The organism is Ilumatobacter nonamiensis YM16-303 (assembly GCF_000350145.1).
GTDB classification, from domain to species: domain Bacteria; phylum Actinomycetota; class Acidimicrobiia; order Acidimicrobiales; family Ilumatobacteraceae; genus Ilumatobacter_A; species Ilumatobacter_A nonamiensis.
In genome coordinates this window covers 1-20808 of sequence record NZ_BAOL01000004.1, presented here as the reverse complement: position 1 = coordinate 20808, position 20808 = coordinate 1, and the positions used below count along the sequence as shown (strand labels likewise).

At 62.9% G+C, this 20808-nt stretch carries 14 protein-coding genes; 6 read left to right on the top strand and 8 right to left on the bottom strand.

What is annotated here, in order from left to right:
- Positions 1-136: 136 nt before the first annotated feature.
- The 3 genes from ON45_RS00690 to ON45_RS00680 form a co-directional block, all read right to left on the bottom strand.
- Positions 137-1339: an McrC family protein gene (locus ON45_RS00690; RefSeq protein WP_158412114.1), complete on the bottom strand. Its 1203-nt coding sequence runs from the start codon at positions 1337-1339 to the stop codon at positions 137-139.
- Positions 1317-4094, bottom strand: a complete 2778-nt coding sequence (locus ON45_RS20775; RefSeq protein ID WP_051062183.1) for an McrB family protein — start codon at positions 4092-4094, stop codon at positions 1317-1319. Before ON45_RS20775 ends, ON45_RS00690 begins: the two co-directional genes overlap by 23 nt.
- 188 nt (positions 4095-4282) lie before the next feature.
- On the bottom strand, positions 4283-5368 hold the full coding sequence (locus ON45_RS00680; protein WP_158412112.1) for a zinc-ribbon domain-containing protein: 1086 nt from the start codon (positions 5366-5368) through the stop codon (positions 4283-4285).
- A gap of 198 nt (positions 5369-5566) precedes the next feature.
- Between ON45_RS00680 and ON45_RS00675 the strand changes: the two genes are divergently transcribed.
- The 3 genes from ON45_RS00675 to ON45_RS23975 all read left to right on the top strand — a co-directional run bounded on the left by ON45_RS00675 (position 5567) and on the right by ON45_RS23975 (position 11248).
- Positions 5567-5836, top strand: a complete 270-nt coding sequence (locus ON45_RS00675) for a helix-turn-helix domain-containing protein (protein ID WP_051062182.1) — start codon at positions 5567-5569, stop codon at positions 5834-5836.
- Positions 5837-6178: 342 nt separating this feature from the next.
- Entirely contained in the window at positions 6179-10483 is a 4305-nt protein-coding gene (gene mobF, locus ON45_RS00670) for a MobF family relaxase (protein WP_083913979.1), read from the top strand.
- Positions 10484-10720: 237 nt separating this feature from the next.
- A complete protein-coding gene (locus ON45_RS23975; RefSeq protein WP_083913977.1) occupies positions 10721-11248 on the top strand; it encodes a helix-turn-helix domain-containing protein in 528 nt (175 codons plus the stop codon).
- A gap of 507 nt (positions 11249-11755) precedes the next feature.
- Here the strand turns inward: ON45_RS23975 and ON45_RS00665 are convergent.
- The 5 genes from ON45_RS00665 to ON45_RS00650 all read right to left on the bottom strand — a co-directional run bounded on the left by ON45_RS00665 (position 11756) and on the right by ON45_RS00650 (position 17025).
- Entirely contained in the window at positions 11756-13519 is a 1764-nt protein-coding gene (locus ON45_RS00665) for an ATP-dependent helicase (protein ID WP_083913975.1), read from the bottom strand.
- Positions 13512-15251, bottom strand: a complete 1740-nt coding sequence (locus ON45_RS00660) for an ATP-dependent nuclease (protein WP_158412110.1) — start codon at positions 15249-15251, stop codon at positions 13512-13514. Before ON45_RS00660 ends, ON45_RS00665 begins: the two co-directional genes overlap by 8 nt.
- 236 nt (positions 15252-15487) lie before the next feature.
- On the bottom strand, positions 15488-16399 hold the full coding sequence (locus ON45_RS00655) for a tyrosine-type recombinase/integrase (protein WP_148288461.1): 912 nt from the start codon (positions 16397-16399) through the stop codon (positions 15488-15490).
- 174 nt (positions 16400-16573) lie between these two features.
- Complete coding sequence (locus ON45_RS22865; RefSeq protein WP_158412108.1) at positions 16574-16750, bottom strand: hypothetical protein; 177 nt, start codon at positions 16748-16750, stop codon at positions 16574-16576.
- On the bottom strand, positions 16747-17025 hold the full coding sequence (locus ON45_RS00650; RefSeq protein ID WP_040491055.1) for a hypothetical protein: 279 nt from the start codon (positions 17023-17025) through the stop codon (positions 16747-16749). The genes ON45_RS22865 and ON45_RS00650 overlap by 4 nt, the downstream gene beginning before the upstream one ends.
- A 254-nt stretch (positions 17026-17279) precedes the next feature.
- Between ON45_RS00650 and ON45_RS20770 the strand changes: the two genes are divergently transcribed.
- The 3 genes from ON45_RS20770 (at position 17280) to ON45_RS00635 (ending at position 20513) form a co-directional block, all read left to right on the top strand.
- Positions 17280-18068 (top strand): pentapeptide repeat-containing protein, encoded by a 789-nt coding sequence (locus tag ON45_RS20770; RefSeq protein WP_051062180.1) that lies wholly within the window; start codon positions 17280-17282, stop codon positions 18066-18068.
- A 107-nt stretch (positions 18069-18175) separates the two neighbouring features.
- Positions 18176-18856, top strand: a complete 681-nt coding sequence (locus ON45_RS00640) for a DUF8548 family protein (RefSeq protein ID WP_148288460.1) — start codon at positions 18176-18178, stop codon at positions 18854-18856.
- A 100-nt stretch (positions 18857-18956) separates the two neighbouring features.
- The gene (locus ON45_RS00635; RefSeq protein WP_040491053.1) at positions 18957-20513 is read left to right on the top strand and encodes a hypothetical protein; all 1557 of its coding nucleotides are present in this window, start codon (positions 18957-18959) and stop codon (positions 20511-20513) included.
- Positions 20514-20808 lie beyond the last annotated feature (295 nt).

Here is a 20808-nt window from a genome sequence, read left to right as displayed (position 1 = left end):
GGTGCCAGACGGACAGCACGGACGTTGAACCCGCACGAAACCTGGCGCAATGGACCAGACCGCACCAGACGGACGGTTTCCGGCAGTCTTAAACCTCTCCAACCGACGGAACCGGAGAATAGCGGTCCAACTACAATTACGATGCTGGTGCGGTCACCACCTTGGCGAGTGCAGTCACGTTCGCTCGTAGGTCGTCGATTGAGCCACTGATGTCGAGGGCTGTCGTGACGATCTCGACGCCAGCGTTGCGGATGGTCGTGGAGTCATGGATCGTGTCGCCGAGATCGGCATACACAAGTACGCCTCGCCGTAGGCCGAGCCGGGTGCAGTAGGCGAGCATCTGGTACGCATCTGCGTTGGGAAAATCGTCGCTCGTGGCTCGTTTGTACTTGGCGTCGATCACCGCAAGGCAGTGATCGCCAGACCACCAGGTGACGTCAGGCTTCATCGCCACGGTGTCTGCTTCGTCGAGGAAGGTCTGTCGCTGGCCGACCACCCGACCGCCACGGCTTTCAAGCGCCCGTCGCAACTCAGCTTCGACGTACTTCTCGAAGACGTGATTCATATTGAAAAGGAAGGCGGATCCTCGTTGTGTTCGGTCAGGAAACTCGAGTGAGCCCTGCTCGACGATCAAACGAGCGAGCGCCAGGGAGGCGCGGTAGCGGTCGTTCAATCGAGTGAAGTGAAACGCGGGAACGCTCATCCCCGTCGGCCACGGTTCGACGCCGTCGAGACGAAAGCGAAGGTGGGCGAGACGGCGGGACAGGGCGGGATCGGGAGTATGCCGTTCGACCAGACCGAACGCCGTCTTGAGAACACGGTTCTCGACGACGTTGACCTCGTATTCGTCGTATCGGAGCTCGATGGGCAACTGAATCCCGGCGCGCCGACTCAGTTGTCGATCAAACAGGACTCGGCCGCGCAGTCTCCGCTCAGCCTCCTCGTGGGTGACGTATCCCTGAATCGGCGTCGGCCGAAGCGCAGCTTCGCCGTGGTACGCCAGTGCGTGCGCGAGTGCTGAGAGCGGATCATCGGCGGCGCCGAGCAGAGTGTCGAGTTCTTCCCACGCGCTGGAGTCGTGGCTGTACGAGGCGAGGTAGAGCAGACGGCTGACTGCAACCTTGGGGACAATGCGGAGCTCGACGCCGCCGTACCGAAGGACGCCAACCTTGTGTTTGGCCTTGATCGTGTGAAACCCGGGCGCGAGCGATGGCGCCACGGACACGTGCCCGTCAGCGTGCATGTCGGCCGCGACCTTCGGACCGATCTCGATGTCGACCGACTCGTACTCGGAGAGTGAGTACTGACGCAAATGGTCAGCTCGGAGCGTCGTCGCCAAGCGCATCACCGTCCGCGAGGGCGCCCGCCGGCTGCCTCGCTGAGCGACTCGTCTCAACCGCTCGTTGCAGAGCGATCAGCTCGAATCTGTCTGCTGTGCCTGGCTGGCCATAGAAGTGTTCGGTCAGCAGCGGCATGATTGCGTGCTTCCAGATCCGCTCGAGTTCGCGCTGTTGATCGACGCGTTCAGTCATGAGGTAGGACGGGCCGATCGAATAGTCCGAGTCGTCGAGGCGCCTGTTCAACTCTTCCAGTAGCTCGGCTACTCCGTCGTCGAGTCGTTCTCGTTTCAACCACTCTCGTAGGAGTCCGGAAATGGGCTTCTCGGTCGGGGAGAACTCGATGAAGTAGAACCGCCGGCGGATTGCGGCATCGACCATCGCAATCGAGCGGTCGGCGGTGTTCATCGTGCCGATTAGGAAAAGGTTCTGCGGCAGCGAGAACTCATCGTCGGAGGTGTTGCCGTACTGCAGAATCAAGCTCTCGTCCCGATACTCCAGCAGGTAGTAGAGCTCGCCAAAGATCTTCGCCAGGTTGCCTCGGTTGATCTCGTCGATGATGAGAAAGTACGGGTCGTCTGGGTTCTGCCGGGCGGCTTCAGCCAGATCCTTCACAGGCCCAGGGCTGAGCTCGTAGGTCATGTTGCCATCGGTGACGCGGGGTCGAAATCCCTCGACGAAATCCTCGTAGGTGTACGACGGATGGAATTGCACCATTTGATAGCTGCCACCGTTCGCAGTGAGTTGGGTGGCCAGCTTGGTGGCGAGGTACGTCTTGCCGGTTCCGGGCGGCCCGTAGAAGATGACTTGCTTCTTCGACGACAACATGTCGACGATTTCCTGTAGCCATTCGCGGTCAAGCATCCACGTCCGCGCGGTGTCGATGTCGATCGCCCGAAGCTGGGCCTCAGGATGTACCAGTGGCTGCACTTCGTCGGAGTCGACGAAGCTTCGCAATTCGTCGGCCAGCTCACTGATCTCGGTGACGGTGAGCAGAGTGCGGAGACGCGAGTACAGCGCTGGGCTGACATCGGCTCGGTCGACAGGCGCATCACCGTTGGCCCATTCAACGTCCCGGCTCCACTCGACTGCTGCCGGGTCAAAGACGGCGTCGCCGACGATCGTGCCGAAATAGATGTCGGACTTGTCGGGCATCACGACCAAGTCACCGGGCTGCATACGCGTGGTGAACCGGTGAAGGTTGCCTGCGCTGGTTCCGACAGCGTTGTTGGACAGGTCCGGGTCCGAAGCCCTGAGCGCCGATCGCACGTCATCGATTGACGATCCCGCTGGGACGTCGATATCCCAGAACACCTTCGTCTTCGCCTCTTCGAGCGCTTCGGCCGCACCGGTCCCGTCGTCGCGTTTCACACGAACGATCCACGCTCGCGCTCCCTCCATGGTGGCCTGCGCTTGAGCTGGGGGTCGTGGGAGCTCGACTCCGAGCGCTTCTTCAACGTGGACGACCGCTTCTTCGCTGAACGACTTGTGAAACGGGGTGTTGCGGCTTGCCGTTGCCTTCACAGCAGCCGTGAACCTGTCGGAGAGCGCAGCCTTTGCCGTACCAAAACCGCTCGGCAGGTTGACCTTGATGTAGTGAGCGTCTTCGGGAAACGAATACGGAGGAAGCACCTCCGCGTTGGCGCCCGCCTCCGCGAGCGCATCCACGAGCTCTGACTCGGACCCCGTCGCAAAGAACCCGACACCAGCACCCGAGGCGCTCAGCGCGCGGTTCGGTCCGACGTTCAGCGAGATTCCGTTGTCTCGGCGAGACACGGACCACGAATACGCATTCACTTGGTCGGCCGCTGTGATGGCCTCCGCCATCGCGCTCAGAAAGCCGAGGCGGTCGTCGGCGAGAGGAAAGACGGCTTCGATGTCTTCGCTCAACGACGTCGGTCCGGTGCGCGCCGCTGGTGGACTCTTGGCGACGTCCCAGAGCGGCCGGACCTCATTCGAGTACCAACTGAATTCGGGTCCGAACCGTTCCGAGAGAGCACCGCGGACGGCGAGAAGCTGGCGATCCAGATCGGGGCTATCGCCCGCAACTTCTTGAAACCCGGCAATGATTCGCTTCTTGTGGTCGTTCGAGCTGATGTCCTCGAAGTTGCCCGGAAACAGGAGAAAGAGCACGGCGTTGCGCTGTGCATTGGCTCGACGCTGCGGAAGCTCGACCAACATGGCCTTGAACGCCCACGGGTCCTCGAGCAGGCGGGACCGATCCTCTTCCGACAAGTCTGACCAGTGGGCCGCAAACTCAATGAGGAACTCAACGAGGTAGTACCGGTTCGTATTGAACCCGGCGCCACCGTTGATGAGGCCGAGGCCTAGCGGCTCGACAAACTGCTTCGGAACCTCGAAAGGTTCGGGAGCGAGCGCTCCCACCCCATTGATGTTCTCGAGCTTCTTTTCGACGGAGACGTTCGACAAGGCCAGCAGGTGGATGTACAAGATCTCGGCCGCGAGAAGATGAACCTCCTGCGACGCTCCGGCGAGCTGATCAGCGAGCTTCTCGCTGAACGATCGGGCGGAATCGTCGTACTGCTCGACGAGACGGCGGCGAAAATCCGACACAACATCCGAGGTCCAGGCCATTCGCTCAGGATCGAAGAGCGACGCACTGGTCAGCAGTGATGTATCGCGCCATTTGCTCGCAGCTTTGTAGGTCGGTTCGTACGTGGGGTCGCCCACGCGTCGAACCGGTACATCGCCGAGGTCGCCGGCGACTTCGCGGTTCTGGAGATCTTCGTCTGCCACGGTCGTTCCCTTCGGTACCTGCGACTTTCTAACAGATCAGTTGTTCGGGGGTCCGGTGCCGACGGCACGCGCGATGAGAGTCGCTCTCGGGTTGCAGCTTGAGCGTCGCCGGTACCTGGGATTTCGGTACCCGTCGATAGCTGTCCGGATCACGTCGGCGTCGATGGGACGGGCTGGCCCGCGGTTGCCTACGGGTAGCGGTACTGAATGTTGAGCTGGTCGGCGATTGCTCGTAGGTCGTGGAGAGTTCGGGACCCTTGGTCGCGGAACATCTCGGTGGCGCCGCTGACGTTTGCGAGGAGCAGGTCTTGGCTGAGACCAGCGGCCTCCTCAGCGGTTGCTTCGAGCGCGTCGAGTAGGCGCCGTTCCACGAGTTGGGCGTGGCCTCGAGACGCGCACGGTTCGGTGTCGAGGACGGTCCATCCGTTGGTCTCGAATGCGGCGAGTCTGGTTGATCCGTGCACGGTCATTCCGACTTTGATCAAGCGGACGTCGTCTCGGTGGAGGAGGTAGACGAGGTGGGGGCGGTGGGCGTTGAGGTTGTCGCGCCGCTTGAGGAGTCTCGGGTCGCATCCGGGGCACCGTCCGGCGGATGTCTTTCGAGCGCTCGCTGGGGATCTCGCCCAGACGTGACCCTCGGGGCACCGCCACCAGTGTCTCGAGGTCGCGCTGGCTGCGATGCCCATCGCCGTGAGCCCGTTGTTCAGCTCGTTGGACCAGAACTCGGTGAGTTCAGGGTGCAGGGTCCCGAGTTCGTTGCCCGTGATCCGCTCGCACTCGTTGCATTCGGATCTCGCGCCGGTGCTGGAGTGCATTCGGGCATCGCGTGCGAGCCACCCGCGCGTCTTGATCGAGTTGCTCCACTCGTGGCCCTCGGCGCACCGCCACCAGACCTCGACGTCGACCTTGGCCTCATCGAACGACACGGGGTTGCGTCGGGACCATTCGTCCGTCAGGTGCGGTGCGCACGTGAGCGCATGTTGTCGTTCGCTCTGGTGGTACTCGAGGCGTGACGGTGCATCGTGGTCTCGGACGCCGGCCTGGAGGATGAGGTACTCGTGCTCCTCGGCGGGGCACCTCGTGTAGGGACTGGTTAGCGCGACACCTTCGTGCGTTGTGATCTTGTGGATCTCGATGCCCGGTTCGTGGAGGTTCATGATGTCCCAATTCGCTTGGGTCTCGACGTGCAGCTGCATCCGGTTCAGCCCGTAGTTGACGCGCATGAGGACGTCCTGATCGGAGTACTCCGCGTCCGTGGCGACGCGGACTCGCACGAACGCAGTCAGGGGTAGCTGTACGTCGACCACGCGTAGGCCAGCACGTCGTTGTCGTTCGATCAACATGTCGTCGTCGGATGGGGTAGCTCGCGGGTCCGGAAGTCGTTGCGTTCTTTCTTGTGGACGAGGCACACACCATAGGTATCAGGTAAATGATATGCCGCGAGCATCGAGCGCGTTCATGAAGGTGAAGTCGTGCCACGGCAACGACCACAAGACTCGGCGATCATCGACGAGTTCGGTCGTCGACTCGCCGAAGTTCGACGCGAGATCGGGCTGTCGCAAGACCAACTCGGCGAACTCATCGGCGTTCAGGACAAACACATCTCGAACATCGAGCGCGGCGAGGTCCAACCGACGCTGTGCACAGTTGTTCGGCTACTCACTGCTCTGGATGTGACCCCCGACGATCTCATGGGCGGCATCGCCGACCCTCAAGTGCGAACCCGTCACGACCTCGAGTAGTCGACCCATTTCGGATCGACGCGCGACTGGAGCGCGCCCGGAGACGGACGCGCGGTTCGGCTGATCGCGGCAGGAGATCGAGCCAGTTTGTCGGCAACAGGGTCAGGCCGCGTCCCCGTTCGTATTCCACCTCACAACGGAGCGGCGAATCCGAGGTCGCCGGATCGAACGCTGGCGGCAGACCGGAGAGAATCCGCACCCGACCGGCAGCCTCCTCACCGAAACGGTCGAACTCTCACCCAGTAGAACTCGCCCAGTTTCCTACACACATGCACCAAGTGCTGAACGATCTGAAGAAGTTGTGTAACGCGGACCCCCCTTTGATGCCTTATATGGGTAGTGATGTCTTTATGGAAGCTCCGCGTCGGGGCCGAGGACTACTACTTGGAGCAGGTCGCCAAGGGTCTCGACGATTACTACTCGGGTGCTGGCGAGTCGCGCGGTGACTGGATCGGGGCTGCTTCTTCGGCGCTCGGTTTGGATGCTGCGGTCGCTGGTGAGGACCTGCGGGCGGTCCTCGCTGGGCTCGCTCCGGGGACCGGCCTGACACCCAACGGGGACCAGGTTCGTACGTTCAAGAACCGTGTTCCGGGGTTCGATCTAACTTTCTCGGCACCGAAATCGGTGTCGATTCTGTACGCCTTGGGTGATCCGCTGGTGCGTTCCGAGGTGGTCGCGGCGACCGATACCGCGGTCAATGAGGCACTCGCTTGGTTGGAGCGCGAGGCATGTTTCGTGCGGCGCGGGACGAACAACCGAGCCGCCAAGTCGGCCACGGCATTCGAGCAGTGGGGCACCCGTCGCCTGCCAGGTCGAGGGTTCGTTGCGGCCCAGTTCCGGCACCGGACCAGTCGGCTCGGTGACCCCCAACTGCATTCGCACGTCCTGATCGCGAACATGACCCAGGGCCCCGATGGCAAGTGGTCGGCGCTCGACGGCCAGGCCCTGTACAAGTCCCGGATTGCGGCGGGGACCGTGTATCAGAGTGTGCTGCGTCACGAGTTGTCGACGCGTCTCGGAGTCGAATGGAGCCCGGTCCGCGATGGGCTGTCCGACATTGCGGGCATCCCCGCAAAGGTGCGTCGGACGTTCTCGAAGCGGCGTTCGGAGATCGAGGAGGAACTCGCCCGCACCGGCCGTTCCGGTCCCAAGGCTGCGGATGCGGCGTCGTTGGAAACGCGGATGGCGAAGGTCGATATCGAGCAGGCAACGCTCGATGCCCGGTGGCTCGCCGAGGCCGAAACGGTCGGCTACGGAACAGATGACATCGACCTGTTGCTCGCCAACGGCCACGGTCGCCGCACCGCGGCGGACGGCGAACGGCCCCTCACCGAAGACACCCGCATCGCCGTCCGCGGGATCGACACGAACACGGGCGAAGTCGTCGAGCAGTTGATCACGATCGACGCATTCGCTGTCCGGATCGGTGCCGAACTGCCGCTCACCGACGCGGTCGTGACCCGCCACGCCGTGCAGAACGCAGTCGCCGCCCAGCTCACCTCGAACGGTTCGGTGCGGCTCCTCGAGCGCCTCACCGACGCCGTGCTGGCGCACCGCGAACTGATCCCGCTGCCGGTCATCGAAGACGCCGACAAGGGCTGGGAACAGACCTGGACGACCCGAACCCTCATCGACGCCGAAGCCGAACTCACCGCAATGTTCACCCCGACACCGGGCACCGAAGTTGCCGCCCTCGACGCCCACTTCGTCAATGAAACCCTCGCTCGACTCGGTCACACGTTGGGTCCTGACCAGGCCGATGCTGTGTTGCGTCTGACCACCCAAGGGCTCGCTGTTGAGGCCGTGGTCGGCAAGGCCGGGACCGGCAAGACATTCACGATGAACGCAGTTCGCGAAGTGTTCGAGGCCGGAGGCTACCGAGTGATCGGGGCGTGCCCGACCGGACGTGCCGCCCGAGAACTGTCTGAAGGCGCCGGGATCGAGTCGTACACGATCGCCAAGATGCTCCACGGCGACGGCGTGATGATCCCGTCGAACGCTGTGCTGGTGATGGACGAAGCCGGAATGGTCGGCACTCTTCAGTTCAACCGGCTGCTCCACAAGGTGCAGGCGTCAGGGGCGAAAGTGATCGTTGTCGGCGACCACCATCAGCTACCCGAGATCCAAGCCGGCGGTGGTTTCGCCGCTCTCCTTGACGCTGTGGGCGAGCAGCGCAGCGAGTTGACGATCAACCGTCGCCAGCGCCACGAGTGGGAACACCCCGCCCTCGATCACCTCCGCAACGGCGACGTCGCAGAGTTCTGGACCGCCTATCTCGACCACAACCGTGTTGTCGTCGGACGGGATCAAGTCGAGGTTCAACGCCGCGCCGTCCGTGACTGGTTTGCTGCTTATCGGTCTGGTTCGAATGCGCACATGCTGGCGGGAACACGCGCCGAAGCACGCCTGTTGAACGACCTGTCACGGTTTCTCGCCGCCGAGTCCGGTCTGTTGCACGGCGACGCGATCGAGATCCGCGGCGACAGCTATCAGGTCGGTGACCGGATCTTGTTGACCCGCAACAATCCCGGCCAACTCGACATCGACACTGGCCGTACTGCGAGCGTCGACAACGGAATGATCGCCAACATCGAGTCGATCGACCACGAGAACACCACCTTCGATGTTCGGCTCATCAACGGCCGTCGCATCCGCCTCGACTCGGGCTACCTGAACGACGGTCACATCACCCACGGCTACGCGACCACGTTCCACAAAGCACAAGGACTCACCTGCGACGACGTTTTCGTCGTCGGCCCCGCCGGCATGTACCGCGAATCCGGCTACGTCGCGCTGTCGCGGGCACGAAACGAAGCGCACCTGTACGCCACGACCAAGGAAGCCGCGACGCTCGGCGAACGCGACCACTCGACCGGGATCCCATTGCCGTCCGAACACGCCGGCGATCCCCATTCCGACATCGTTGGCACCCTCAACATGTCCAAGGCAAAACAGTTCGCGCTCGCCCAACAACCCCACCTCGCAGAGATCGCCGACCTCGCCAACACCCACTCGGTCGGCCAACTCACCGACCGCCTGGCGTTCATCAAACGCACTGCCACGGAACTCCGCGACAGTGGCTACACGGACCCGACCGAGACGATCGCGAAGCTCACCCGAGCGGTCGAGCACCGTGCCGTGATGCACGTCGGCGGGCGCGTCAACGCCGCCGACTGGGACAACGTCGGCACCATCACCCACATCATCGACAGCGTCGGCTCCGCGGCCGTGCGCTTCACGAGCAGCGACGGAGAACGCACCACGACCAAGGTGTTCCTGTGGGACCAGATCAAACCGGTCGATCATCCCGAACCGGCCGAGATCACCCCCGAAGCCGCCACCTACTTCTCCGAGTACGACGAGATTCTCGTCGGTGACCTCCACCACTGGCAACGTGCACTCGCCGAACACGGAGTTGATCCGGTCGACTTCGAACTGCTCCCTGCAGCCATCGATCAACGACACCGCCAACTTCTCCATGGCCTGCGCGCGACACCTCCCGAGTGGCTGAGCTGGTGGGTCGGGGACCGGCCCACCGACCCCATCGGGGCGACCGTCTACGACGACCACCTGACTGAACTCGCCGTCTGGCGCGACACCCACCACATCGACTCGACGATCCCCGGCTACGGTCCCGCACCGACCGACCCGGAGCAGCTCGACGAGTGGCGTGACCTGCTCGACCGAGCGCTGACGACCCGAAACTGGCTCTCCGATCACGAGCCGGAACTCGATGAACAAGTTCCCGCACCGATCGCTGTCGACATGGCAAGGGCGAGGATCATCGAACTCGACGCCCTCTTCGAATCGGCACCGCCCGACGTCTCCCGCCTCGTGGACGACCTCACCAGCAACACCAGCCTCGACGTCAACGATCGGATCGTAGCGCTCGCCGCAGCTGTAGACGAGCAGCAGCTGCGCACCGATTGGATTCTCGAGCACTGGCCCCACATCATCGAACACCATCAACTCACCGAACTCACTGCTGATCTGCCGCCGCTCGCGCACTGGCCCACCCAGCTGGCCGCCGAAGCGCAAGCGCTGTTGGATGAGCTGGTTGCCTCCAGCGGCGACAGCCCCGAGGAACGATCCCTCGCCGAACTCGACGCCGCCGTCTACGACGCGCTGCCCATGCATCGCCTTCGCGAACTGCAAGTCGAACTCGACACCAACTGCACCCACGTCACCGAACTCAAGCGGGTCACCGACCCGACCCAGATCGTCGTCGCCGAACAACACATTGCACGACTCGGCGAGCGAAACGACATCCTCCGCGAGGGGATCCGAGATGCCGAAATGCGGCAACGGTTCATGGACTGGGGCGACTCAGCCAGCCCTGAGCTCGACCATGCGATTCTGGATCGAACAAACCATCTGACCCACTCCGCACTCACCGGGCACCACGAATGGGTCAGCGAACTCGTCGCCCAAACCTATGACGCCGATCCGACGATCGAAGTCGGGGAGATGCGCCACCTCGTCAACGAAGTCGCCGCCTACCGCGAACGAATCGGCCACACCGGACCCGACCCCCTCGGACCTGAACCGGCCCGGAACCACCCGCTAGCGGCCGTCCACGCCGACCTTGGCAATCAGATCGCGGCGGCACTCACACCTGCTCACGACCTCGGTTTCGATTTCCCCTGATCCTGATGTCGATCGGCGCGGGGCAGGATCGGTTCTGGAACCAATTGTCGTGATCGTCGGATTCGACTGCGTTTGCGGCACGGCTCGGCGACTGGCGAGTTGGCTGGCGTATTGGCGTGCGTAGCCATTCCCGCGGGGTCTGTAAGCGCTTCCACGGGGCGTAGAACGCGATCGCAACCGGCGCGGCAGCGCCGAGGCGTCACCACTTCCAACCGCTTTTCGCGGAAGAACGCGGCGATGTGTGCGCCAGGGAGCGCCATAGAACGCTTCGGAACCTGTTCTTCCAAGGCAAATAAATGGGTTAGTTTCCGGGAACGTTTCGCCACGGATAGTGAAACTGGGGGGTTTCTGGGTGGGATTTACGCCACGGACAGCGCGATGTGGGTGGGTTTCCGGGACGCGCCCGAATCTGGGACGAAAAGAATTTTGAGATTTCTTTCGCCGCAGGCCCGATTTGGGGGGGTTTCCGGGATGGCACTTCTTCATGGTCGACCTCATCAACCCCGGCGCAGCAAGTGCCACGACCCGAGAGGGAACAGCAAGAGGACAAATCACTCCGATCCAAGGCGAATCCGCAATCAGGATGACGAACCACTCATCGACATCGCGGCGTTGGCGGCCGCCCTCGACGTCAAGGTGTGCTTCGTGCGCCGGCTCGTGTGGGAGCGCCGCATCCCCTACTACAAGGTGGGCAAGTTCATTCGGTTCAAGCTCAGCGAGGTCCGCCGTTGGCTTGACGGTCGTCGGATCGACCCGCTTCGGTGATCCGACCGGTACGGCTGCATCTCGCCGGATGTTTCAACCGCGGCGTAAGGCGCGATGCGGCCCTTGCACCACCTGGAGTCGGTCGTTCGATGGCTCGCGGGTCCGCCGCGGTCAGCCCACAACCCGGAACGCTCCAGCGCGTGCGTTCGTTGCGAGGCCGAGCTTCGGGATTATGGGTCCGCGGTTCCGGTCGTAGCCGAAGCGGCGTTACGGGACGCGGTGGTGACGCGCGATATCACTGCTCGGTAACGCGGACACTCGTTGCCGTCGAACGCCTCGTCTCATACGCGGACTCGCGGTCGAACCTCACGATGCGCGTAATCGCGTATCAGCGCGGCCGCATCAACAAGGTGGTGTTCGACGGATGTGAGCCCAAGGGGTGGTTCGCCTACATCGACCCGCCGGCCGAGGAACCCGCAACGCGCTAGTCGAACTCGACCAGCGCGTCAGCCAACGTGCGCCTCGTTGGGGAGTGACCGCGAACCGGCGATAGGTGGCACGTCGGCGCTAAACGACAGCCCTATGTGTGGCGTGCCTCTCCACCGTTTCAAGGAGGACGGACTTCGCCTTCTGTGCGTCGTAGATCAACACGACGCGGTCCAGTGCGCGAGTGATTGCGACGTAGAAGACGCGTCGCGCCTCCTGCCAGTCCATGGCTTCGTTCCGGCGTTCGTACGGCACAATGCCGGCGTTTAGAAAGGGCAGGACCACTACTCGGTACTCAGTTCCCTTTGCGGTGAAGCTGGTCATGATCTTGACCGCCTCCTCCGCGCGGAGAGCTGCTAGCTCGAAACGATCCCAGTCCCGCAGGACGAGTTCGGCGAGGTCGGGTGCGGTGCTCGGCTTGCCGTCGTCGATCGCAATGCGGATCATGCGACCAAGAAGGCGGAGTTCGTCTTCGAAGATATTGGGGTTGGAGGGACGCCCGAGTGAGAAGGCCTCCATCACACGGGCGAGCAGGGCTCGGGGCGGCCCTTGGGCAGCGGCGCTTGCTGCAGCGACGATCTTGGCAACGAGCTCGTCAGGCACCCCCATTTCTCCAAAGCCCTCGTCGGCGACGTCGGACGATGCGACGACACCACCCGCCACTGCTCGAAGCACAAGCCTGAGCAGCTTGATGATTTGGTTGGCAGCCAGCTGACTCCGGCCGGCATGGACGAAGCGAATACCTGCGGCGTCCATAGCGGTGACAACGTTGTCGAACTTGAAGTGGTGCGGAGCGAGGATTGCGATCTCGCCGAGCGGGACGCCGTCGCCGACTGCGCGCTCGACCTCAGCAACAATGGCATCCGCCTCTGTGGATCGGCTCGCCCCGATGACGACTACCTCGCCGAGTCGGTTTGTCACCCGGCTTTTCATCAGGACGTCGCGCCGCCGATCGTTCAGCACGATGATCGCGTTGGCCGCTTCAACGATGCGGGGTGGGCATCGATAGTTGCCAAGGAGTGGTTGCTCCTCTGCCGCAAACCGCCGAACGAAGTAATCGATGTTCTCGGGATGTGCGTCGCGCCAGCCGTAGATCATCTGGTCGTCGTCGGCGACGGCGAATACTCGGCTTGAGTCGGCTGCAAGATGGTCCAGTAGGTCGAGCTGGAGGAGGTTCGTGTCCTGCAGTTCGTCGATGAACACGAATGGATAGGCATCATGCAGGATTCGCCGTACGGTTGGTTGCTCCGACAGGAGCTTGTGCGCGTGAAGGATGAGGTCATCGAAGTCACGAAGGTGACGCTCGGCGAGTATCTCGTCGTACCGAACGCGAAGTCGGTGAAGCGTGTCGTTGCTGTCATCGATTGCACGCCTCCCCTTGAGTTCCTGCACCGCTCGCGCTGCCCCTGACGCCTGCAGTCCCTTTATGCCGAGGACTGCGATGGCTTCGGCCAACACGGTCTCGTTCGCCGGCGCCGGAAGTAGCCCGGCGTCGCGCGGCCATCCGATGAGATGTCCGTAACGACGTAGCAGGTGAGCCGACAATGCGTGGTAGTTGCCGACCCACATCCGATTTGCCGGTATTGAAAGTGGGTGTCGCTCGATTCGTGTTCGCATCTCGCGTGCAGCGTCAGTACCGAACGTCAGACACAAGACGCGCGCGTGTTCATGACCAGTGAGCGCACGTGCGTTTCGTATGCGGTGGGCCGCAGCGTTAACCAGCGCCCTGGTCTTGCCGCTGCCAGGAGGTGCCAACACAAGGAGGTTTCGGTCAGTCACGCTTGCCAACGCAAGTTGCTCATCGTCAAGCTGCTCCCTCAGCAGCGCATCGATGTGTTCACTCATCCGAGGGTCCTGGCGATGGATCGGACAGCGTTGTGAGTTCTTGGACGAACTCCAGTAGGCGGCCGACCTCAGCGGGAACGCCGATGAACCTCGCGGCGCACTCAGCAGCAAGCTCTGGCTTTCGAATTCGACGCAGGTTGACGTAGCGACCGATGATCTCACTGTCGTCGTCGACGACGCCCTCGCTCACCTTGGATGCACGAAATCTGGCCAGGTCTCCGGCGCCGTAAAGGAAGTCGGCAGCCTCCTCAAAGAATGGGTAGCCGCCCGCCCCCACCAAGTACCGCTCGAGATCCCCTGTGGTCCAGGAGAAAAAGCCAGCGCTCCGTAGCAGGGCAAGGGAGTTTGCATCCAAGGCGTCCTTCGAGCTGACGTTCTCAGGCAATCGGCCTAGCTGGTCCAGTGTCTGCACAAGCTTCGCAAGGGCAGCGTCGTTGTCGCACACAACGACGTGTGGGATGTCGAACCCGGACGGGCCGAGAAGCTTGAGGTATGGCCCAAATCCACTTCCTCCGATCGAAAGCACCGATACGCCGGTCAGGTCGAGGTCGACACCATGCTTTCGTCCAAACTCCGGAAGCGCGCCGCGCTCGCTCGCACCTTCGCAAAGGAGAACTGCGCGACTGAACAGGAACTCCGTGCCGACAGATCGCAACTCACGCTGAATTCGAGCCAACTCCTCGCTGTCGAAGAGATCGCCGTCGAGAGCACGCGCGACCGTCCCAACCGTCGTCCGACGAAGCACCCTCACTTCACCTATTGGTACGGCATCGCTAATCGCCGGAGAGTGTGAAGTGAGAATGACTTGATGCCCTGACTCAGACGCCAAAGCGACGAGCGATCGTGCCACGTGTGGAGCGAGGTGAATCTCAGGTTCTTCAAGTCCTGTAGCGACCAGATGGCCCCCGGCGGTGTCAAGAAACGCCCGAAACAGCCCAAATAGTGCGAGCGTCTGGACTCCCGTCGAATGTTCGGTCAGGGGAACCAGTTGGCCAGCGCGGCCGACGACGAGTGAAGTGCCACGCATCAGCGACCTGAAGTCGACGGCAGTTGCACGCAACTCCGCTTCAAGGTTGGTGTCGCCGTACATGGTTGAGACGAACCGTTGGACCGTGCTCCCAAGCTCGTTGAGCCGGTCCTCGCCAAGCACCGCGCCGACGAGTTCCTGCCCGGCCGCCGACGTCAGCGTGTCCAATCGCGCTGGGTCGTGGGCGGCCTCTAGAAGGTCCGTCAACCGAGACCACAGACCCGCACGATCGTCGAACTCGCGACGAGCGTCGCGAGCCGCTGGCAGAAAGAAGAAGTTGAGGAGAGACCTCGTCGCTTGGTCGAAGTTCCCATCCGCATTGCCGTCCGCCTTTACAAAGACTCCTCGGGAGCGAAACACCCCGTCGTCCTCGAATCCGGCGATCGCTCGAACGCGAACGACCTCCCGCACGTCATCTTCAACATCTACATGTGTCTCGAACAGCCCGTGCTCCGCTGCGGTGAACGTGAGGCCATCGTCGGGACGGATCTCCAGGTCGATCTGAAGCTCGTCCGCGCCGGGCGCTAGGTCTTGTTCCCGGAAGCCATAGTTGCGCCGACCGGCCCCAAGTACCTTGTCGATGGCCTCGAGTACGGACGTCTTCCCCGCGCCGTTTCCGCCGATCAGCAATGTGCGCTGTCCAAGCGTGATGTCGACACTCGCGTGACATCGATAGTCCCGCATTCGAATCCGTGAGAGGAACATGGGGGACCTTCCTTTCCGAGTTCTCTCGTCGCACCGCACGAGCGTGGCCAACGTACAGAACTCTTGGCTCGAGTTCGGCATCTTCCGATGAAGGTGAGATCTCAATAGGTTCGTTCGCCTCGGGTATCACAGGCTTCACGCGAGGCATTCCGACGGCGCAGAACGTCCGGTACCGATCAGCGGACTGTCCGTAGCGCCGAGCGGTCGCGTTGCCGAAGTGCCGTGAGGTCCTACTTTCAGCCGACGGCGACGAAGGCGACGACGACGTATGCGGCGTGGCGGTCAAAGTTCTGGCGGCGTCGGTCGTAGATGGTGGTCGTGCGCGGGTCGGCGTGGCGGGCGGCGAGCTGGACGTCGCGTAGAGGGACGCCGGCGTCGAGGGGGCCATGATGAACGCAGCGCGCAGCATGTGCGGGTGGACGTGGCCGAGTCCGGCTCGTTTTGCCGATCGAACGCACCCAGCGATGAGCGGTTCGCCGATCGAGCCGCTGGCCGTCGCGTCGCAACAGGATCGGGCCTTCGTGGCGTTCACCGATGGCGAGGTCGATTGTGCGGCCGGAGCGCGGGACCAGCGGGATCACGGCGGGTTTGTTGCCCTTGCCGACGATTCGCAGAGTTCGGTGACCGCGCTCGAACCCGAGGTTCTCGATGTTGGTCGCGCATGCTTCGGTCACGCGTAGGCCGTTGAGGCCGAGCAACACGGCGAGCGCGGCGTGAGCGCGGTCGTGGTTCTCGGCGGCGAACAGGAACCGGCCGAGTTCGCCGCGATCCATCGCGTGCTGCTCGGTCGGCTGCATCCTGGGGCGACGCACGTACTGGGCGGGGTTCGCGGCGATGCGGCCGTCAATGTGAGCAAAGCGGTAGTAGCCGCACACCGTTGTCAGTCGACGATCGATCGTCGACGCTGCGAGCCCGCGTTGTTCCATCGTGGAGCGGTAGATCTCGATGTGTGCTCGCGACGCGTCGAGCACGGCGAGGAGTTGGTCGGCGGCCCATTGGAAGTAGTGGCGCAGGTCGTGGCGGTACGCCTCGAGTGTTCGGCCGCTGTACCGGGCGAGGAACGCAGCAGCCGCCACCTGGGCGTCGTCGGGCGACCACGATGGATCGTCGGAGCAAAGGGCGGCCTCGTTGGTGAGCAGTGTGGGCATGGTGTCCTCCTTGAATGGTGGGAGATCCACACAACCCCATCACCGTCACCGACGCCTCGAACTTCGACCACGCCCCGCAGCCGGCGTTAGGGGGTGCCCGAACGTGCCCGAGGGGCGGGTCGAGGTTGTCAGACCCGGCGCTTCTCGTGTCGCGATTCTGGCCAAGCAGCACGTCTACTCGATGCCAACCACCGCGAACAGGAGCGCACCAATCAGGGTCATCGGAATGGCAGCTCCTACTGCCAGCGCGATCGAGAACTGGAACGAACGGCGCTCGGCCTCGCCAGAGGTTCGATACAGTTGTCGGGCCCATTGGACCGGCCAGACATTCAGGGCGACCAATGCGATCACGGCGAGCGTGATACCGATAGGCGCCAAGCCCGCGACCGCTTCACCGAGCGGAGTGGCTGTTGGGGGATGTTGGACTCGCATGCGATGCCGTCCTGGTCGTTGTCCATCGCATAAACGTCCTCGCCGACGACCTCAACGTGCCCGACGCCCCACTGGACGAGGTCCGAACAGTCGATGTCGCCGCCACCCGGGACACACGGCTCCTCTGCTGGGGTTAGGTAGTCATCGCTGCATGCGCCCGACTGCAGTTGATCTCTCTCGTCGCTCACGGTCATCTACGGATTGTGGCAGCCCCCGCGGGCAGTGCCCCGCTGCCGATGTGTCTTCGCCCGCTGGAGCGAGAGCCGCAAGCGTCGTTGAATCGGCGATCGGGAACACTCCCCACTGTCGCGAGTACTCTAGGTGACCATCATCGCTAGTTCAGCTAGGCCTCGGGGGTGTGTGAGCGTTGGCTGTAAAACGGTTAGCCAAGTTGCGGCTCGCTCTCAAGCGCCAGCGCCGGACGTGGCGTTCAAGGCTTCTCACCGGGGTGTTGGCATTGTTGGCACTCTTGGCAGTCGGCGCGCTCATTCTTGGTCCGATCTCGAGCTGGATGTCCGACAGCGATACCAGTTTGGATTCCACGCGTGAGCGATGGATTCAGTTTCTGGCGCTCACAGCCGTGCTGGTCGCTGTGCTTCAGTGGCGAGTCGCGACCAGCCAGCGACACGACGACGCTTACTACAACGCCGTTCAGCTTCTAGGCGCAGAGTCCGCAACTCAACGAGCTGCCGGCGCCTTGGCCCTCGAGAGCGTGATGCGCGACCAACCCCAACGTCATGCACAGATCGTCGAACTCCTCGGCACGCTCGCACGCGAAGTTGCGCGAGATCCCGACTATGAAGCGCACGTCAGTACTACGACCAAGAAGATCCGCCCGAGGGTGGACATTCAGACGGTTCTCACGGTCCTCGGACGACGCGACCCCGAGGCGCAGCAATTCGACAAGATTCGGCTGGCCGATGGCTATTTTGCGGGAGCGAACCTTCGCGGGGCTCACCTGGAGTCGGCCACGCTGCGAAGAGCCAACCTAGAGAACGCACGCCTTGAAGAGGCGTTCATGAGATCGGCCGAACTCCGCGGAGCGCACCTCAACCATGCCGACCTAGAGGACGCCGACCTGAGGTACGCAAATCTCAGCGGTGCGTCGCTACTCGACACGAGGGTCGACGGCGCGCACTTCGCTGGAGCGAAGCGCGCCGATCTGAGCACTGCGCAGCGGGAGAACGTTCACTGCAAGCCAGAAGACTCGTGCCCTGGCCGCGAGCCCGGTGGGTAGCGGAAATTCTTGCCCGAGGTGCCATCCAAGGTCAATTCGCGAACGTCCTCGATCCGGCGATAGGTGACAGGTTCGGCCGTCCCGTTATGACGTGGGACCATGGCCCGATGGCTACCAAGACTCCATCGCTGAAGTCGGCTCTTGATCGCGATCGAGTTAGGCCCGGGGCCGTCTGGTTCCCGTGGCCCGATGGATGGCGGTGCGAGATCTCCACAGCCCTCATTGATGCGATCTACTCGGCGCGTGCGACATACAAAACCCGTCAGGGGCGTGGGATCTACCCGCTGGTTTCGAAGTGGCGCGAGAGCCACACCGTTCATCAACGGGACTCGTTGACGGCTCTGGTCGACGAGATCGCAGACGACGGCCCGCTGATCTGGGCGGAGCGGTTCGGCAACTCGCAACACTCGCCGCGGCGGTCGACGCAGCGACCAGAATCACCATGGAAATCATCGGCAATCCTTGAGGCGGCCCAGATTCTCATCACCGATGGGGTCGAGTCGTCCATCGATGTCGATCTGGCGAATCATCGCAACCTCGAGGTTCGCCTTCGTGAGGTGCCCGGCATTGGCGAGGCGACCAGCACCTACTTCATGATGCTCCTCGGAATCCCGGGAGTGAAGGCCGACGTGATGATCCGCCGATACGTCGGCCGAGCGCTGGGAGCGAAGAACCCACCGACCAAGGTTGCTGTCGATGCGGTTAGCGCGGCGGCGGATGCCATGGGGGTGGAGTTGATGGATCTGGAGCACACCATTTGGGAAGTCGAACGCGACCGCTCGGCGTAGCACGACCGCTGTCTCCACGCTCCCCGTCCCGGCGGTCTGGGATACTCGCCCCGGCCGTGGCGGCCGTTGCGATCCTGCGTTCGCATAGGGTCCACGGCCGATGGCTCATCATTTCATCTTGCTGCCGAAAGGCTCTCTAGGAAGCCGGTTCATAGACCACGCGCTGTTGAACGACCCAGACCTACAACAAGACCTAGATCAGATATTCGATCTAGAGCTGGTCCACCCGGACGACCCCAGGTTGACCAGTGAGACTGTCGAAGCGTCTCTGATCACGCAGACCGATCCGATGATCTTCAAAGCAGTCGTGGCACGAGACGGAAGACTCTTCGAAGCGCCAAGGAAGCTGTCTCGTCCCCTAGACAGCCCGGCGGGAGCCCAGGCCTTCCTCCCTCAGGCACGCGTTGCCGTGATGGATGCCGTCGCCGCCAGCCGTGGTGCCGAACGACAGCCAACGAACCAAACTTGGCTGAGCAACCCCGCGGCCCTCATTCATCGCTCGAGCGGTCCGAACGAGGACTACGAGCTGACCAGCAGAATCGTCGCTGAACTTGGCAACGGGCGCCCGCTGAACGTGGACCCAGGCTTCGCTGACCCGCTATACGACGGACGACGACTCGCCGACGTGTCCGGGCCAACATCCATCGTGATCGAGGTATCGGTGCCGGCCGACGCTCCAGGTGGAGCCGGAACTATCACAGCGACCCACGTCGATACAGGGGTCCAGCGAACCACCACACTGAAGGCGTTCCCCGCACGCGCTGAGGTGGTGTTGCCGGCGATCCAGCGACTGGTCGAGAAATTGCGCAACGACGTCATTGCACACAGCCCCGCGGACTCCTCGCAAAGAAACATCGGAGATGCCAGCAATCCCGAGTTCGAGTCGAGGGACTCCGTGGCGGCCGGCGACAGCTTCGATGTCGTCGTCGACTCTCCACCGCTCCGGGAAACGCTCAGCCTCGAGCCGAACCCTGAGCCGTCGCATGAGCAGAACGCAACGTTCCAGGCAAGGATCGAGATCCTTCTGGGTGTAGCGAATCAGTTCATCGACGATGGCTCCTTCGACGATGACCCGTACATCAGAGACCTCGTCGAGCGCGACCGGAACTACATGCGTGCAGAGGCATTCGAAACCGATGAGCCGTTCGCGCTCGGCGATGCGGTCGGAGCGATCGTCGCCCGCCTCGAACGCAACCTGCTATCGGTCGCAAGGGTCCCCGACACGTTGGGCCCGCTTCTGGACGATCTGGTCGAGGCGACCTCGGCTGACTCGCCCGACACCCTGCCCGACATCCTCGATCACCTAATCGACACGGCCCGTCTCGATGACCCTGAATGGCTGGCATCGCAGAACGATTTTGACGCGTTCGCTAGCGAGATCCACGAGTTAGCCCGATACGGCGCACGCAGATGGCTAATGAAGGCTGGCGACTGGTGGCAGACAGCCGAGGCCGAACAACTACGCCACGGCACCGGTTGGGGAGTAACCGTGGGTGGCCCCGCTGGCTCCGCAATCGGCCTCGTCGTCGCAGCGGTGAGCGCCGCAACTCTGGGCGCCGCCATGGCCGTCGGTGGCGTCGTCGGCGCAGTTGTAGGGCTGTCGCTCGCATGGTTCTTCGGCCGATACCGAAATTCCGACGAGTCGTCCGCCGACTGAAGTCCGGTCATTCGACGCCGCCTGCCGACCGCCCACATGTCCCGGTGCGCGAGACACGGGCTGTCCTTTCCTGAGGCACCACAGCCAGGCGCTCGGCCTCCGCAGGATGCAGGCGGCTCACGACCGTCCCGGAAGCCGGAGTTCTGATCGCCGATGACCGTTGTCTCACGGGCGGAGAATGACCCGTGATGCCGATGAGCGTGCACGATCAGCCGTTCGGCCGCGTTGCCGAAATGCCTTCGGCGGCGACCCCGAAGTGCCGGTCGGGGACATCCCTAGCCCTTTCATCGCGCAG

Excerpts from the sequence above, each read along its gene's own strand:
- ON45_RS00650 (WP_040491055.1), bottom strand. The coding sequence starts at position 17,025 with ATGACCGTGAGCGACGAGAGAGATCAACTGCAGTCGGGCGCATGCAGC.
- ON45_RS00660 (WP_158412110.1), bottom strand. The coding sequence starts at position 15,251 with ATGTTCCTCTCACGGATTCGAATGCGGGACTATCGATGTCACGCGAGT.
- ON45_RS00665 (WP_083913975.1), bottom strand. The coding sequence starts at position 13,519 with ATGAGTGAACACATCGATGCGCTGCTGAGGGAGCAGCTTGACGATGAG.
- ON45_RS23975 (WP_083913977.1), top strand. The coding sequence starts at position 10,721 with ATGTGTGCGCCAGGGAGCGCCATAGAACGCTTCGGAACCTGTTCTTCC.
- ON45_RS00635 (WP_040491053.1), top strand. The coding sequence starts at position 18,957 with ATGGCTCATCATTTCATCTTGCTGCCGAAAGGCTCTCTAGGAAGCCGG.
- ON45_RS00655 (WP_148288461.1), bottom strand. The coding sequence starts at position 16,399 with ATGCCCACACTGCTCACCAACGAGGCCGCCCTTTGCTCCGACGATCCA.
- ON45_RS00640 (WP_148288460.1), top strand. The coding sequence starts at position 18,176 with ATGGCTACCAAGACTCCATCGCTGAAGTCGGCTCTTGATCGCGATCGA.
- mobF (WP_083913979.1), top strand. The coding sequence starts at position 6,179 with ATGTCTTTATGGAAGCTCCGCGTCGGGGCCGAGGACTACTACTTGGAG.